Source organism: Brevundimonas sp. NPDC055311 (assembly GCF_053645695.1).
Window position 1 is genome coordinate 47,018 of record NZ_JBSHMV010000006.1, and the last position, 15,183, is coordinate 62,200.

The 15,183-nt window shown below is 62.7% G+C and carries 4 protein-coding genes; all 4 read right to left on the reverse strand.

The genetic code is table 11. From position 1 onward, the window contains the following. Window positions 1-67: 67 nt before the first annotated feature. The 4 genes from ACWIDZ_RS15270 to ACWIDZ_RS15285 all read right to left on the reverse strand — a co-directional run bounded on the left by ACWIDZ_RS15270 (window position 68) and on the right by ACWIDZ_RS15285 (window position 15,133). Window positions 68-12,295 (reverse strand): autotransporter-associated beta strand repeat-containing protein, encoded by a 12,228-nt coding sequence (locus ACWIDZ_RS15270; RefSeq protein ID WP_453990102.1) that lies wholly within the window; start codon window positions 12,293-12,295, stop codon window positions 68-70. 677 nt (window positions 12,296-12,972) lie between these two features. Beyond that, entirely contained in the window at window positions 12,973-13,530 is a 558-nt protein-coding gene (locus tag ACWIDZ_RS15275) for a sugar O-acetyltransferase (RefSeq protein WP_338575375.1), read from the reverse strand. Between the two features lie 575 nt (window positions 13,531-14,105). Beyond that, entirely contained in the window at window positions 14,106-14,855 is a 750-nt protein-coding gene (locus tag ACWIDZ_RS15280) for a hypothetical protein (protein ID WP_453990104.1), read from the reverse strand. Further along, window positions 14,852-15,133, reverse strand: a complete 282-nt coding sequence (locus ACWIDZ_RS15285; protein WP_338575379.1) for a helix-turn-helix transcriptional regulator — start codon at window positions 15,131-15,133, stop codon at window positions 14,852-14,854. The genes ACWIDZ_RS15280 and ACWIDZ_RS15285 overlap by 4 nt, the downstream gene beginning before the upstream one ends. Between the last annotated feature and the right edge of the window lie 50 nt (window positions 15,134-15,183).

The window sequence follows — 15,183 nt, forward strand, 5'->3', positions numbered from 1 at the left end:
GCGGCAGGGGCGAAGATTCTTTCCGAATATTGGGGCGTCGCCTTTGGAAGGCGCCGCCCCAATATAATCAGAATGCAATGCGCAGGCCGGCATTCGCCTTCAGAATGTAGCTGTCCCCGAAGTCCTTGACGGAGCTATTGCCCGAGACTTCGCCATAGAACGTCATGCCGTTCATCCAGCTTATGCTCGCCCCCAGACCGACTTCAGTCCACAGTCCCTCGTTTTCATAGGCGATAGGCGTGCCGGAAACGCGCGTGCGTGTGCCGTCCAGCCACTCATAGCTAAGATTAACCAAGCCATAGACATGGCTGCGGCCGCCGTCCCATTCGTCCTCATGGTCGAGCGAGACGCCCCAGCGGGTCTTGAGGCTATCGCCCTTGTCTGCCGCGACAATGGCCCCGGCCGCATCGGCGAAACGATCAAATCGGACATTGGAGTACGCCATCTGAATCTGCGGCGTGACGCTGAGTTTGCCGCCAATCGGAGACTTCTTGCCGAGTTCCAGGCTGAAGGCCTCGCCGCTACCGCTGTTGTTGGCTGACAGCTTTCCGAGCGTATCGGAATTGAGGTCGCTTTCATACCAGCTGAACTGCACCTGTCCGTCGGCATAGAAGCCCTGGAGCCCGTACCAGGTCAGCGTAGCGCCAACACCATAACCATCGGTCTTGAGAGAACCGTTGCCGAAGATCGACCGGACATGACTGCTCGCCTCGCCATAGTAGGCGGTAACCCCAGCGACTAACCGCTCGCCCTTGTCGGATCCTGCAAAGACCCGATCGGCACCGATCTGCATCTTCCAGCTGTTGACGTTCTGATCGGAAAGGCTGGTTGAAACTGCTGCATTAGCCCGGCTCTGGACACCTTCCATTCGCCCCCAGATGCCGTTGCCCTCAGGGTTGGCGCCGGCTGTCCAGCTGCGGTTACCGACACGCTGCTGAAGCGTGGAAAGACCGTTCAACGACTGCAGGTTGGCCCCATACGCTTCATAGATGGGCACCCCGGGCTGATATAGCGGCGGGCTCGGTTCGACCGGTTCTTCGGGGCCGCCCGGTTCGCCCGGATCGACCGGATTCAGTAGGCTGGAACGCAGATACCAATCGCCATCCGTAGGACTGGAAACGCCGCCCTTATACAGACGATATCCGAACGCGCCGGCGATGACCGCCTGTTCGCCCTGGAACACGTAGTCACCGTTGAGAACAAACGTACCGCTGGATGCGCCGGCGACATCGATGATCTTGATGCCTTCGACGGTCTGCGCGCCGAGTCCTTCACGGTTGATGACGTTGATCTGGGTGTTGCCGGAGGTGCCGCCCCCCACCACGAGCCGATCCGTGGTCGAGTTGTCTCCGGCAAGGACCGCCTCGATCTCGAGCGTGCCGCCGTTGCCGACATAATCGCCGGCGACAGTGAGCGTGCCGATGCCGCTGCCCGGCGCAACCACGCCGCTATTGGTTACAGCGCCGACCTGTCCGGTGCCTTCCAGACGTCCTGCTTCAGAGACCGTGACCCTGCCGCCAAGCACGCCGCTCACGGAAAGCGTACCACGGGCAACCGTGGTGGCAGCGGTATATCCGGTGTTGTTTCCGGCGACCACGAGCGTGCCTGCCCCGTCCTTCGTCAGGCCGCCCGCACCGGACAGCAGGCCATTCAGCGTGAAGGTCGTACCCTCGTCGGTCAGCAGCGTGCCGTTACCTGCAAAGGACACGGCCCGATCACTTTCGATATCAGCCGTCGTCTGAAGCGTGCCGCGATTGAAGGTCAACCCGCCTGCCGTATCGCCGAGATTGACATCGGCCGACACCGCCAGCGTACCGCCCTCGATGGCCGTGCCGCCCGTATAGCTGTTGTCGCCTGCGAGAACGAGCGTGCCCGCGTCGGTCTTCACCAACTGTGTATCGCCGGTAAGGTCGGCCGCAATGGTGGCGATGAACGCGGCGCCCGCCGTTGAACCATCGCCCACGCGGATCGTGCTTTGGGGCCCGACCAGCGTCAGCGGCTCCCCGCTGATTTCATAGCCATCGGCAGCAAACTGCATGCCCGCCGTACGCACCTCGCCCAGACTGTTGTCGATCGTGACGGTCCCGCCCGTGCCAGCGAAGATCGCGATAGCCTCATCGGCGTAAGCGGCATTCACCACGCCGTCGGCATCGGTCCAGTTATCGTTGCCGGTGCTGTTCTGCCACACGCCGTCACCACCATCGACGGCATTGTTGAACTTCGGACCAGCATTGCCGTCCCAGAAGTTGAGCAGAAGTCCATCGGTGTTCACGAGGTTCACCTGACCCGCGATCGATGTCTGCACGGTGCTGGCGCCGCCTGCCGGCATCACGCCCAGATCAAGACCATTGTCCGTCAGTGCGCCGCCATAGTTGATGACGCGGTAGATGCCAGGGCCGAACGTGCCGCCCGCGGGAATGGTCACATCCAGCGTGCCGTCAAGAACCAGGTCGCCGCCCACCTCGATCAGGTCGTTGAGCGCGCCACCCACCGCGTTGGCCTCGCCGAACTGCATGGCCAGCGTCGAGCCGGAAGCCAGCGACAGGCTGCCGCCGATGGTCAGCGTGCCCGGCAGGCCGTCGCCGCCGCCCGGATTGAGCGTTGCGCCATCGGAGATCGCGACGTCGCCGCCGATCACGCCGTTCCCGCCAAGCGTTGCGCCCAGGTCCACGCGCGTCAGGCCCGTGGCCGCAGACTGGTCGCCGTTCACGAACAGGGACCCCGCGGTGACTCGCGTGCCGCCCGTGTAGCTGTTGGCTCCCGATAGCGTCAGTATGCCCGCGCCGTCTTTGATCAGACTGCCTGCACCACTCACCACGCCGGTGAGACCCAGGGTCGTGCCGACGTCCGTCAACAGCGTGCCCGCGCCAGTAAGTTCAACCGCCCGGCCGGTTTCAAGGTCGGCTGTCGTCTGCAACGTGCCGCCGTCGAAGGTCAGCCCGCCTGCCGCATCGCCAAGATTGGCATCGGCGGACACCACCAGCGTACCACCCTTGATCGCGGTGCCGCCGGTATAGCTGTTGTCGCCCGTGAGGATGAGCGTTCCGAGATCGGATTTGACCAGCTGGGCCGCGCCCGTGAGCTCGGACGCGATCGTTGCGCTTGTGCCCGCACCGGCCGCCGTGCCGTCGCCCACGCGGATCGTCGCCTGCGAACCGGCAAGGGTGATTGCGTCGCCCTCGATCACATAGCCATCGGTGAGGAACTGCATGCCGGAGGCTTCGACTTCGCCGAGGCTCCGATCGACCGTTACCGTGCCGGCAGCTCCCATGAACACCGCAAAGGCAGCGTCTGCAAACTGCGCATTGGGGATATTACCGTCATCGACCCAGTTATCATTGCCGGTGGAACGCTGCCACAGGCCGTCGCCACCGTCGATGACACCGTCATTCTTGGTGCCGACGCCATCCCAATAGCGGAACTGCAGGCCGGCCGTGTTCACCAGGTTCACCTGTTTGTCGACCGAGGTCTGAACATAGAAGTCGGGCGACGGGATCGTACCGATTGCCAGCCCCTTGTCTGTCAGCGTTCCGCCATAGTTGATGACCCGATAGACGCCGGGATCGAAGCTTCCGCCTGCCGCGGTCTCCACATTGAGCGTCCCGCCGAGCGTCAGGTCTCCGCCGACCTCGATCAGGTCATTGAAACCGCCACCGACGACATTGGCTTCGCCGAAGCTGACGTTGATCGTGGAAGAGGCCGCCAGATCGAGATTGCCGTTGATGGTGAGCGTTCCCGGAGCAGCGTCGAGGTTGCCTGGATTGAGCGCGCCATCGGCCACGGTCACATTGCCGCCGATGGTCCCGATTCCGCCGAGCGTACCGCCCGTCGCCACGGTGACATCGCCACCCAGCGCGTTGTTCACGTAGAGCCCGCCGCCCGAAACCGACGTCAGACCGGAGAAGCTCGTGCTGTCGCCGCTCAGCAGCGTGACCCCCGCAAGCTGGTTGATCGCACCGGCGCCCGACATGGCGGCGCCGAAATCATAGGCGGCAGCGGTATGATTGAAATTAACGGTGCCAGCGCCCGGACCAAAGGCGATATCCGCCACATCGACCGTGCCGGCCGCTGCGGCCGTGTCGCCCGCCGCCGCACCGATATTCAGCGTACCGCTACCTGCTGCGATGTTGGCGAGGGTCAACAACCCGCCCGCATTCAGTTGTCCCCCGTCGGCAACGGTGACAATTGCCTCTTTCCCGCCCCCGCCAATATCCAGGGCGCCCGCGATCGCAAGCGCCGAGCCTGCGCCGGAGATGAGAACGCGGCCTTGGCCATCTTGAGTAGCGCTCGCGGCGGTGATCCGCCCAGTGGCGGCGTCGAGCCGGCCGCCATCCAGCAGGGATAGTGTTCCACGGAAAACGGAAAGGCCGCCTGTCGTCCAGCTGGAACCCGCGCCGGAGATTGTAATATCCGAGGGATTCGTCATGGACAGCAGAGCCGGGCCCATCGAAAGGCTACCCGAACGGACCGTCGCGCCATCGGTGACATTTACGCGCGCGGTTGACGCAGTGTTGAAGCCGACAGTGACATTGCCGCCCACCTGCCACAACGAATTCGCGCCGGACACGTTCACGGTGACATCGTGCGCAGGGTTGCCGGCTAAAACGGCGCCGCCCAGCGACACCTGCGACGTTCCCGTCGCGATAACCTGACCGCCATCCTCGATGTTGAGCGTGACGTTCCCGCCGGTTGGGGCTCCCAGCCTCAACTCCGTCGTGATGAGCGAAGAACCTGCACCGGTGACGGTCAGGGTCGAGTCAGGTCCGGCAAGCCTCGTTAGGCCGCTGTTGACGCTCCCGCCATTCTCCAACCGCAGCTCGCTGCTTTCGATGAGGGTCGTGCCGCTGAAGTCGCTTGCGCCTGTCAGGCGCAGAACGCCGCCGCCCGTCTGGGTGAGACTGCCGGTGCCGGTAATCGCGCCCGCGAAGCTGGTGTCGTCGGAGCGGTTGAAGATCAGTGAGGCATTGTTCAGCACATCGCCGGTCAGACTACCGATGGTGCCGCCATTGCCGACCTGAAGGGTTCCCGCCGCGATGGTGGTGCCGCCATCATGCTCGGCATCGCCGGTCAGAATAAGCGTACCTGCACCATCTTTGGTGAGAGCGCCCGCCCCCGCAATCGGGCCGGCAAGTTCTAACGTCGTGCCGCTGTCGGTCAGCACCGTACCCGCGCCTGCCAGGGTGACGTTTCGGGCGGAAGCGATGTTGGACGTGGTGTTGAGCGTGCCGCCGTCGAGGGTCAACCCACCCGCCGCGTCGCCGAGATTGGCGTCGTTCGAAATGCGGACCGTGCCGCCCTCGATCAGCGTGCCGCCCGTATAGCTGTTCGTGCCCGACAGAACGAGGATGCCCGCGTCGGTCTTAACGAGCTGAGTGGCGCCGGTCAGATCGGCATCGATGGTGGCGGTGAAGCCTGCGCCGACCACGGAGCTGTCGCCCACCTGAATCAGGGACTGCGGACCGATCAGGGTGAGCGCATCCCCGGTGATCAGGTAGCCATCGCTCGCGAACTGCATGCCGGACGCCGTGACCTGCCCGGAGCCGTTATCGATCGTGACGGTTCCGCCGGTTCCGGCGAAGATCGCGAAGGTGCCGTCCGCATAGGCAGCGTTGATCGCGCCATCCGACCCCGTCCAATTGTTGTCCGTTCCGCCGAGATGCCAGGTGCCATTGCCGCCGTTGACAGCGTCGTTGAACTTCGGACCGCCGTCGCCGTCCCAGAAGCTGAGCGAAAGGCCGGCCGAGTTGACGAGATTGACCTGCCCGGAGACCGCGGTCTGCACGGACACGTCGCTTCCACCCGGCATTGCACCAAGCGCGAGATCATCGTTGAGAAGGTCGCCGTCGTAATTGAATACGCGGTAGATTCCCGGCCCGAAGATGCCGCCGGTAGGGACGCTCACATTGATCGTGGCGCCGTCGAGGGTGAGGTCGCCGGCGACCTCGATGAGATCATTGAGCCCGCCGCCGACGGCGCCGGCCTGTCCGAACTCCATGTTGAGGACCGAGCCCGAATCCATCGTGAGGCCGCCCGCAATGGAGAGCGTGCCAACCCCATTGCTTCCGGCAGTTAGGATGCCGCCTCCGGCGATGTTCACATCGCCGCCGATCGTGCCGATACCGCCAAGCGTCGCGCCCGAAGCCACGCTGGTCGGGCCGGTGGAAGCCGACTGGTCGCCGTTGATCAGCAGCGTACCGGCGTTCACCGTCGTCGCGCCGCTATAGCTGTTGTCAGCCGTCAGCGTAACGATGCCAGAACCGTTCTGCGTCACCGCGCCCGTGCCGGAAATCAGACCGTCGAAGCCGACGCTGTCCGAGCGATCGAATATGAGCGAGCCGTTGTTCGCCACGTCTCCGGTGACGAAGCCGCTGGTTCCGCCATTGCCGAGCTGCAGTGCGCCATTGGTGATGGTCGTGCCGCCAGTGTAGGCGTTGTCGGCCGTCAGGATCGTTGTGCCCGATCCGAGCTGCTCAACGGAACCGGTTCCGGATATCTCGCCCGCAATCGTCACCGTGCCGGAGCGATTGAACTCCAGCGCAGCATTGTTTGCGATGTCGCCGGCGAGCGTGCCCGACGCACCGCCGTTTCCGATGCGAAGCGTACCGGCGGCGATTGTCGTCCCATCGCTGTAGCTGTGATCACCGGTCAGGGTCAGGACGCCGGTGCTCTGCTTCGCGAGGCTTTCGAACCCGGAGACGCTTGCCCCGTCGAAAATCCGGGCGGCCGCATTGTCGACGATCAGGCTGTCGGTGCCCGCGCCTGCATTGACGCCAGCGCCGGTGATCACCCCGCCATCATTCAGCATGAAGACGTCGTTGCCGCCGCCCAGGTTCAAGGCGGCGCCCCCCGTATCAAGCGTGCCCGCCAGAGTGAAGACGTCATCGCCGTCGCCAAGGTCGCCGGTCGCACGCAACGTGCCACCAGCGTTGACAGTGATCATGGACGCCCCGACATCGCCGGTGAATGTCGAAACCGTCCCGGCCGCGCCCTGCACGGTGCCATTCACGACCAAGGCGCCGTCGCCATTCATGGCGAACGTCGCGGTGCCGAGCAGGCCGTCCACCTGCAGCGTACCATCGTCGACCCGAGCTGCACCGATGCTGTTCGTCGCGGTCAACACCGTCGTCCCGCTGCCGATCTGCGCGATGCTGCCGGGGCCGCTGATCGCGCCGGTGAAGTTGAAGGTGTCCGAGCGGTTGAACGACATCGTCGAGGTCGCCGACGTCACGAACACATTGCCGGTTCCGGCATTGCCGGTCGTTCCACCATTGCCGATGATCAAATTGCCGTCGTTGATGACGGTATTGCCGGAGAATGTGTTGTTCCCGGTCAGAATCCAGTTGCCGCTGTCGTTCTTGGCAAGCGTCGTGACGCCGGTTCCCGCATCCCCGATGGCGCCAGCCAGCGTATTGTCGCCGGTATTGGTGCCTCCGAGCGCAATGGTCCGCGCCTGATTGGTCCCTGCCAGAGTGACCGGCCCGGTGTCAGTGAAGATTATCGCACCAGTGCCCGAGGACTCGATGAAGCTGGTGCCTGCGGCCAGCGTGAACAGGCGATTGGTTGTATCGCCTGCCCCGGTATAGCGCAGCGTCGATCCACTGCCGATTACCAGATTGGACGCGGCCGCCGACGACGCACCGATGCTGCTCGCAACTCCGCCATCGGCCAGCTTGTCGACACCGAGAACGCCGCCGCTGATCGTCGTCACACCCGTATAAGTGCTGGCCGGATTGGTGAGGATCCAGGTGCCGGCCTCGGTTTTCGTCAATGACGTCAAACCTGTGCCGTTATCCGTGATCTGTACGGCCAGGATATTATCGTCGGTGTTGGTGCCCTTAAGGGTCAGCGTTTGCGCGCGGTCCAGCACGCTGAAGGTGAGCGGCGCGGTGCTGGTGAAATTGATCGCACCCGTCCCGGATGCGTCGAGTCCATTGCCGGAAACAGGCCCCAGCGTGAACTGGCGGTCGGTGCTGCCCCCTGCGCCGGCGTACCGCAGCGTACCGCCATTCAGGATCAAGCTGCTTGCCGCAGCAGTTGACGACCCCATGGAGCTCGCCAGCCCCCCATCGGTCAAGCATGTGACCTCGAGGATACCCGCGTTGATGATGGTGGATCCAGTGTAGTCGCTATTGCAACCGGTCAGCCGCTGATACGATCCGCCATTCTTGACGAGATTGCCGGTGCCGGTGATCGCTCCCGCATAGATCGCCCCGCCATAGCTCCCTCCGTTGGAGATCGTCAGGGTACCGCTGCCCAGATCGATGTTACCGCCGGTCGCGCCACCGTCGAGCAGATATCTAAATGACGCATCATAACCGTTCAGGTCGAACAGCGCCCCTGCGACATTGGACATCTGCAGGTAGCTGGTGCCCTGATCGAACGCGTCCGACGAGCCGGCCCGAAGCGTCCCAGCCTCAACCGCCACCGCGCCGGCAAAAGTGTTTGCGCCGCTCAGCACCAATGTGCCGCTACCACGTTTCGCGAGATGCCCAGGCCCTTCGACAATTCCGCTGAAATTCAGCGTCGTTGCCGCATTGCTCACATCGACGTAGCCCCACGAGTTTTCCAGTGTGAAACCGCGGTTCGTCGCTTGGTCACCGCCCGTGTAGCGAAGTATACCGCTGTCTCTGAGAACGAGGTTGCCAGCATCGGCGCTTGCCGCACCGATTCCACTCGCCTGTCCCCCGTCAGCGAGGCAGTCGACGCTTATCGTTCCCCGGATAATACTGGTGACACCAGTATAATCGTTGCTGCAGCCGACCATTGTCTGAGTGCTGGTGTTGTCTTTGACAAGGCCGCCGGAGCCGCTGATTCTGCCATTGAATGTGGCGTTTGAGCCTCCGATGGTGAGCGTGGCTCCTCCGAGAAGCACGGTACCACCAGCCGCGCCTCCACCCGACAGGCCGCCAATCTTGTTGTTGAAACCATCAAGGTCGAGCGTCGCGCCAGCGACGTCCGCCAACGTCACAAGGCTTGGACTACCAAACGCCTGCGTTGAACCCGCCCGCAACGTACCGCCGTTGATTCTCGTAGGGCCCGAGTAAGTGTTGGTGCCCGCCAGAACCAATGTGCCGGCGCCCTCCTTGGTCATCGGAGCAGCGCCGATACCCACTACATTGCCTTCAAAGGTGAGGGTCGTTCCCCCATTTGCAACGTCGACCGCAGCGCCCGCGATCCCGTTGATCGTAAAGCCGCGGTCGGTCGTCGCCGTGTTCCCGGTGTACCGCAACATACCGCCGGTCTGGATGACCAGATTGGAGGAAGCGGACGAAGATGCGCCGATCCCGCTGGCGACGCCGCCATCTGCCAACGCGTCAACCTCAAGGGTGCCGCCGCTAATGGTCGTGACGCCGACATAGTCGTTGGCGTCGTTCGACAGAACCAATGTGCCCGAACCGACCTTGGTCAGACCGGCGTCATCCGGACTCGTCACCTGGCCGGCGAACTCTACCGAACGTCCCGCTCCGACTTCGATAGCGCGCAGACTACCTCCATTCACCAACGTGAAGCCGCGGTCGGATACGACGTCCACGCCGCCCACATAGGCAAGCGTGCCGCTTTCCAGCACTAGGTTCGACGAGCTGGCGCTCGACGCGCCAATGCTGCTGCTTACCCCGCCATTCGCCAGGCTCGCCACTTCCAACCGGCCACCGCTCAGCGTCGTGCCCCCAGAGTAGCTGTTGGCGCCGTTGAGGCGAACTGTGCCGCTGCCGCTCTTGACGAAGCCGGTGCCGCCATTGTCGACGATCGTGGAATCGATGGTGAACGTACCAGTGCCGTTCTGCTGGATGCCGAACGTCCCTCCACCGGCGCCTCCAGTGATGGAGCCGCCCGTAATACGCTGGTTCGTGGCGAGCGTGCTTGGGGCGACGATGATCGTACCGTCGATTCCAAGCGTGTTTCCGGCGCCGATCGTGACGACCGAATCTGCCGCAGCGGTGTAACGAAGGCCGCCGAGTTGGAGGTTGCTGCTCACCGTGCCTTCAAATGGCGTATCTGCCGCATTCGCGGAATCGCTGACGATATCGCCAGTCACCCAATCACCGGCGTCGTCCTTATTGACGTAATCGCTGTTGTCGAATGCGATAATGCCGCCGTCGACTACCTTGGCATAGTCGGTTCCGTTGATGGTTGCCCAGCCGCCCAGGACGCCGTCGGCGTTGGTCGTCGTGATCGCACCGCCGCCCGGCAGCACGAAGTTGATCAGACCGCCTGCCCGGCTTATCGCTCCAAGATTGAGATTGACGACGCCGCCCGCCCCGCTTACCGCGCGAACAGTGTTGCTGCCAGCGGAGACCGTCATACCGTTGAAGGTTTGGTTGTTGGTTGCTCCTGTCGCCCCGATAACTTCGAGCGTGCCGCCCGAGAGGACGAGCGACGACGAACCGGAAATGATATTGGCCGCCGGGCTACCAGCACCGGAAAAATCCAGGGCGAGCTTGCCCCCGGCGATGGTCGTGGCACCGGTATAGCTGCTCGCCCCGGTCAGCGATAGCGAACCGGCGCCCACTTTGCGGAGCCCCCCGGTCCCCGTGATGCTCCCCGCATAGCTTTGGGCGTCCAACGCCTCGACCGTCAGCGTCGATGCGCCAAGCGCGACCGAGCCGCCCGTACCCGTCAGTGATGGAGCGGTCAGATCATACCCGCCCAGGTCAAGCGTGCCGCCGTTTACGATGAAACCCGTTGCCGCTCCGAAAGCCGAAGCGCTGCCGGCCTGCAGCGTCCCTGCGTTAACTGTGACAGTCCCAACGAAATCATTGGCTCCGCCCAGAACCCATGTACCGGCGCCGTTGCCGATCAGATCGCCCGTGCCCGAGATGATGCCCGAATAGTTACTCACTCCGGCAAAGCTGCCGCCAAGCGTGAGGCTATCTACCGGATTACCGGGCGTGAATGAGGCTCCACCGCTCAGATTGAGCGAACCGGCGCCATCGTTCAGGATGCCGGAAGCACCGCTGATGGTCCACAGACGGTTGCTGCTCGCGCCCGTGCCCGTGTAGCTCAGAGTTCCAGCATCGAGGGATATGTCGCCGCCGACCCCGAGGGAACTGACCGTTCCGTTGTCCGCCAGAACGAACGCCTTGACGAGCCCGCTTACGCTGACCGGTCCTGTAAATGTGTTGGCGCCGCCGCCCACCGTAACGGAGTGCCCAGCAAGAGAAGTAAAGCCATAGTTGCCGCCGCTGAGCACGCCCAGAAGCTCAATGTCGGCGGTTTCGGCGCTGAAGTTCCCGCCGCCGGAGATGTCGATATCGCCGGTGATCGATAGTGTGCCGCTCCCCTGGTTTCGAATGATGCCGGCGGCGCCGTTAATGTCCCAGTTCCGGTTAGAGCTATCGCCATCACCGATATAGATGACGCTGTCGGAATACTGGCTCGATTGGTTGAAGATAATCGTGGAGTTCGCCCCCGTCGCCGCGCCAAGCGAACTCGCCTCCCCAATGTTCCCGATAGAACTGAAATAGGCGCTACAGACGCCGTTACAGCCGTTGAACGTCGTGCTGCCGGTGTAGCTGTTATTGTCGTTGGTCAGCCGGACGATCGTGGCGTCATTGTTCGATGCTGCAACGTTGACGTTACCGTTCCCGCTGATGAGCGCCGAGCCGACGCCCGAGCCGGTGACAGTAAGCGTGCCGCCATCGCCGATGACCACGGAACGAGCAGTGTTCGAACCTTCGATTCCAAGCCACACGGACCGGCCGGCGGCCGTGAATATGCTGTTCGAAGCCGCCCCCAAGGCGGCGTCGCTGGACGCATAGATCCTACCGTCCAGAATGGAGATATCGCCGCTGAACGTGTTCGCGCCCGAAAGCCGAAGACTTCCCGTCCCCGCCTTGGCGAGTCCTGCGGAGCCGGAAATGACGGACCCGATGGTCGTTACGCCGGCTGCGTTCGTGTTTGTGGTAATGGTAGGGGAGATGCCGCCCAGGGTGAGCGTACCGCCGGTGAGCGCATAGCCGGCTGTGTTGAAGGTCAGATTATGTACGGTGATAGGCGAGCCCACCGTAACCGTCCCCGCCGTCCCGCCAAAAATGGCGTCGTCGAGTCCTAGATTAGTCCATGGCGCGTTGTACGGGCCGCTAACGCCGTCCGGGCTTGGGCTCCAGTTGAGGTCGCTAAGATTCCAGGCCCCCGTGCCTCCTGACCCGACGGCGGTGCCGTTCGCGTCCCAGTGCCGTTCTTCCGAGCGCGCCGGAGAAGCGACCGTCAGCAGCATGAGCGCCGCGAAAGAGCTTCCCGAGAGCAATCGCGACACTCGACCGGAAGCGCGGTTGTGGGCGATTGCCTTGCTCATTTGACTCTCCTCAAACACAAACATCCCGTCTCCAGCTGCTGCTGGCGGGACCAAAGAACGAATTTAAAAGTGATTTTCGGGGAAGCTCGAACGCACAGCTCGCCGCGCGCCCTCAGAATCAAGTGTTCGCACAACCAGTCACGCCCCCCTGTCGGCAGCCCCGCTAACTCAGTTGAGCCGGGAGGCTCATCTGCCGTCGCTGAGAGGCCAGCTATTCTCCACGCCCCCAGCGAAGCGCGAGTAAAGCGACCGTCGCCGGCATATTAAAGCGACAGCCGGAAGCCGATACTCGACATGAGATCATCGGCTCGCTGATCCCTATCAGATGTTTGCGTAGCGGTTTCAACCCCCGTTTTCAGTTAACCGGTTTTAACCATTGGGAAATTTGCTCAGCGCCCCGCGTTTCTGGAAATCTTTCAACATCCAGCAGCACGCTTTAAAAATTTACTTCATTTTACAAAACAGGCGACGCGGCGATGCCGCGTCATCATCCGAATCGCAGGATGTCCGATCGTCGGACGGCCAGCTTCATTTGCTGACAGCGCCCAGGTCGAGAAGAGACGTGTCCAGCGAGCTGATCCCGCCATGCCGCCCCCGCGGATGAAGGGGATTGTTCCTGTAACGATCATTTCGCCCTAGGCGGCGCGGACAAGTTGGTCGTTCGCTGGCGGTCTTTGTCACTCTTCGACTATCGAGCGGATGACCTTGGCCGGGTTGCCGCCGACCAGTGTGTTGGCGGGCACATCCTTCGTAACGACGGAACCGGCAGCGACAACGGAGTTTTCGCCAATTGTCACGCCTCCTATGACCGTCACGTTGGCAGCGATCCATACGTTGCGCTCAATGACAATCGGGCTGGCGGTTACACCCGCTCGACGCTGCGAAGGAGCGATGGGATGGCCTGAAGTTATGAGGCTGACATTCGGACCGATCATCACGTCATCCGCGATGTCGAGGCCGCCCAGGTCGTACATTGTGCAGTTTTGATTGATAAAGACATTACGCCCGATGCGAGTGTTGCCTCCCCCGGTCGCATAGAGGGGGGGAATGAGACTCACGGTGCTATCCAGCTCCTTTCCTATCAGGTCGCCAAACATGGTCCGAATCCGTTCGGCATCATCATGCGACAGCCGGTTGATCGCCGCCGTCATTTGCCGTGCCCGGCTTACGGCAGCCACCATTGCCGCGGATTCAGGCGTCCTGCGGGGGATGAATTTGGCCCGGTCGTTCGTCATTTGGTGTCCGCTTTGCCAAGTGTTGTTCGCTCGATGGGGAGTGCGGCAACGACATGGAATTCGCAATGCTCGTGCAGGATTGACCATGTTCCAGTTGGTTGACCCAAGACTGCTTCGGGAGGCTGGCTTGAGCGGAGGCGATCTCACCGAGGCTGGATGACCTATTCTGAAAAGCTTGCCGCTTATCGCCTTAATATCGCGGACGGGGCAGTTCGGCTGAGCAGAACCGTTCGATTATCACGGCACCCTTTGGCGCTCCGCCACAGTTCATGTCGGCCGGCGAGGAATTGGCTCAAATCTGTCCACACCGCCTAGTTCCCGACTGAACCGTCCAAAAGCGAACAAAAATGCTGTGCGAACGTGAAAGCGCAAAAAACCCCGCAAGCCGTTGAGCTTACGGGGTTTTTTGTGCCTAGATTGGTATAACCAGGGAGGTTATACGAACGGTGGTTGCGGGAGCCGGATCGGGACGATACCTCACACCTGCGATCCGCTTCATGACGTGACTACGTCAGCGACATTCAACGCCCACATCGCTTCAGAAGCAGTCATTGCGTCAGAGTGAGAAGGCGACTCTAGTTCGGCTCGCAAGCCACCACATAATCGGCGCCGCATCGTAAACCGTTGCGCTCGGCACAGAGCGCGAGTCCTTTTCCGCGAAGAGTTTCAACCCGCGAGGCAAGGCTCCGGGCCAGCCCGTCGTTTGCGACCCGGGGCAAGCGCCGCACAGCCATATCCAGTTGACCGTTCACCCATTTCGCCTTGTAGCGATTGGGAAAGCGACGGGCTGAAAGCACCCTGAAGCCGGCGCTGGCGAGCGCATTCAACGTCCACTCCGCCGGATACTCCCGGTAGGGCGTCTCGTCCGCCAGGAGCAGGACCGCGTCGCGGAGTCTGCCGATCTCACGCACCATTCGGGCCTCGTCTGTATCGGCCGGTCCGACGATGTAGGGATCCAGGCCGACGACATAGAGGCGACGCCCGGTCATGGGCCTCAACCGGCGCAGAAGGGTTTGCTGGAAATAGGGCGCGAAGCCCTCGACGGCGCCGATGAGATAATCGGCCAGCACCGTGTCGAAGACCCCGCCTTCCAGCAGGGTCGCGTCGGTCCAGTTGCCGAGCAGCAGCCGGTCGTGCGGCCGAATACGCTCCCCGACCGAGGCGCGCACCTGATCCGCATGACCGGCCGCAGCCGTCACGCCCGTCCAGGTGTCCGTGGCCAGACCCGTGCTCCACAGACTGGAGTTGACCCCTGTCCCGGCGTCCAGAAAACGACCCCACGGAAGGTCGCCCTGCAGCGCCTCCACGTGATCGAACAGGCTCATTGCGCCTCGGCCCGGGCAGCGCGAAACGTCGCTCGGCGGACCAGCCGCACTTCGAGATCATGACCCATGGCGTCGGCCAGGCGCACCGCCGCCTTCAGGGTCATGCGCTCCCGATCCCTCAGCCACAGGCAGACCTGTCCCCGCGGGACGCCGAGCCTTCTCGCCAGATCGGACTGACTGAGACCGTTGGCCCGACACGTCTCGAAGACCCGCCCGATCATTCGCCAGACCTCGACCTGCACCCGCTCGGCCTCCGCCAAAGCCCCCTCGCTGCTCATTTCAATCTCCCTCATGCTCGCTTGATGAATGTTACGATATAACATAATAG

Bases quoted from the DNA above. Each gene is read 5' to 3' on its own strand.
- ACWIDZ_RS15285 (WP_338575379.1), bottom strand. From the start codon at position 15,133: ATGAGCAGCGAGGGGGCTTTGGCGGAGGCCGAGCGGGTGCAGGTCGAG.
- ACWIDZ_RS15270 (WP_453990102.1), bottom strand. From the start codon at position 12,295: ATGAGCAAGGCAATCGCCCACAACCGCGCTTCCGGTCGAGTGTCGCGA.
- ACWIDZ_RS15280 (WP_453990104.1), bottom strand. From the start codon at position 14,855: ATGAGCCTGTTCGATCACGTGGAGGCGCTGCAGGGCGACCTTCCGTGG.
- ACWIDZ_RS15275 (WP_338575375.1), bottom strand. From the start codon at position 13,530: ATGACGAACGACCGGGCCAAATTCATCCCCCGCAGGACGCCTGAATCC.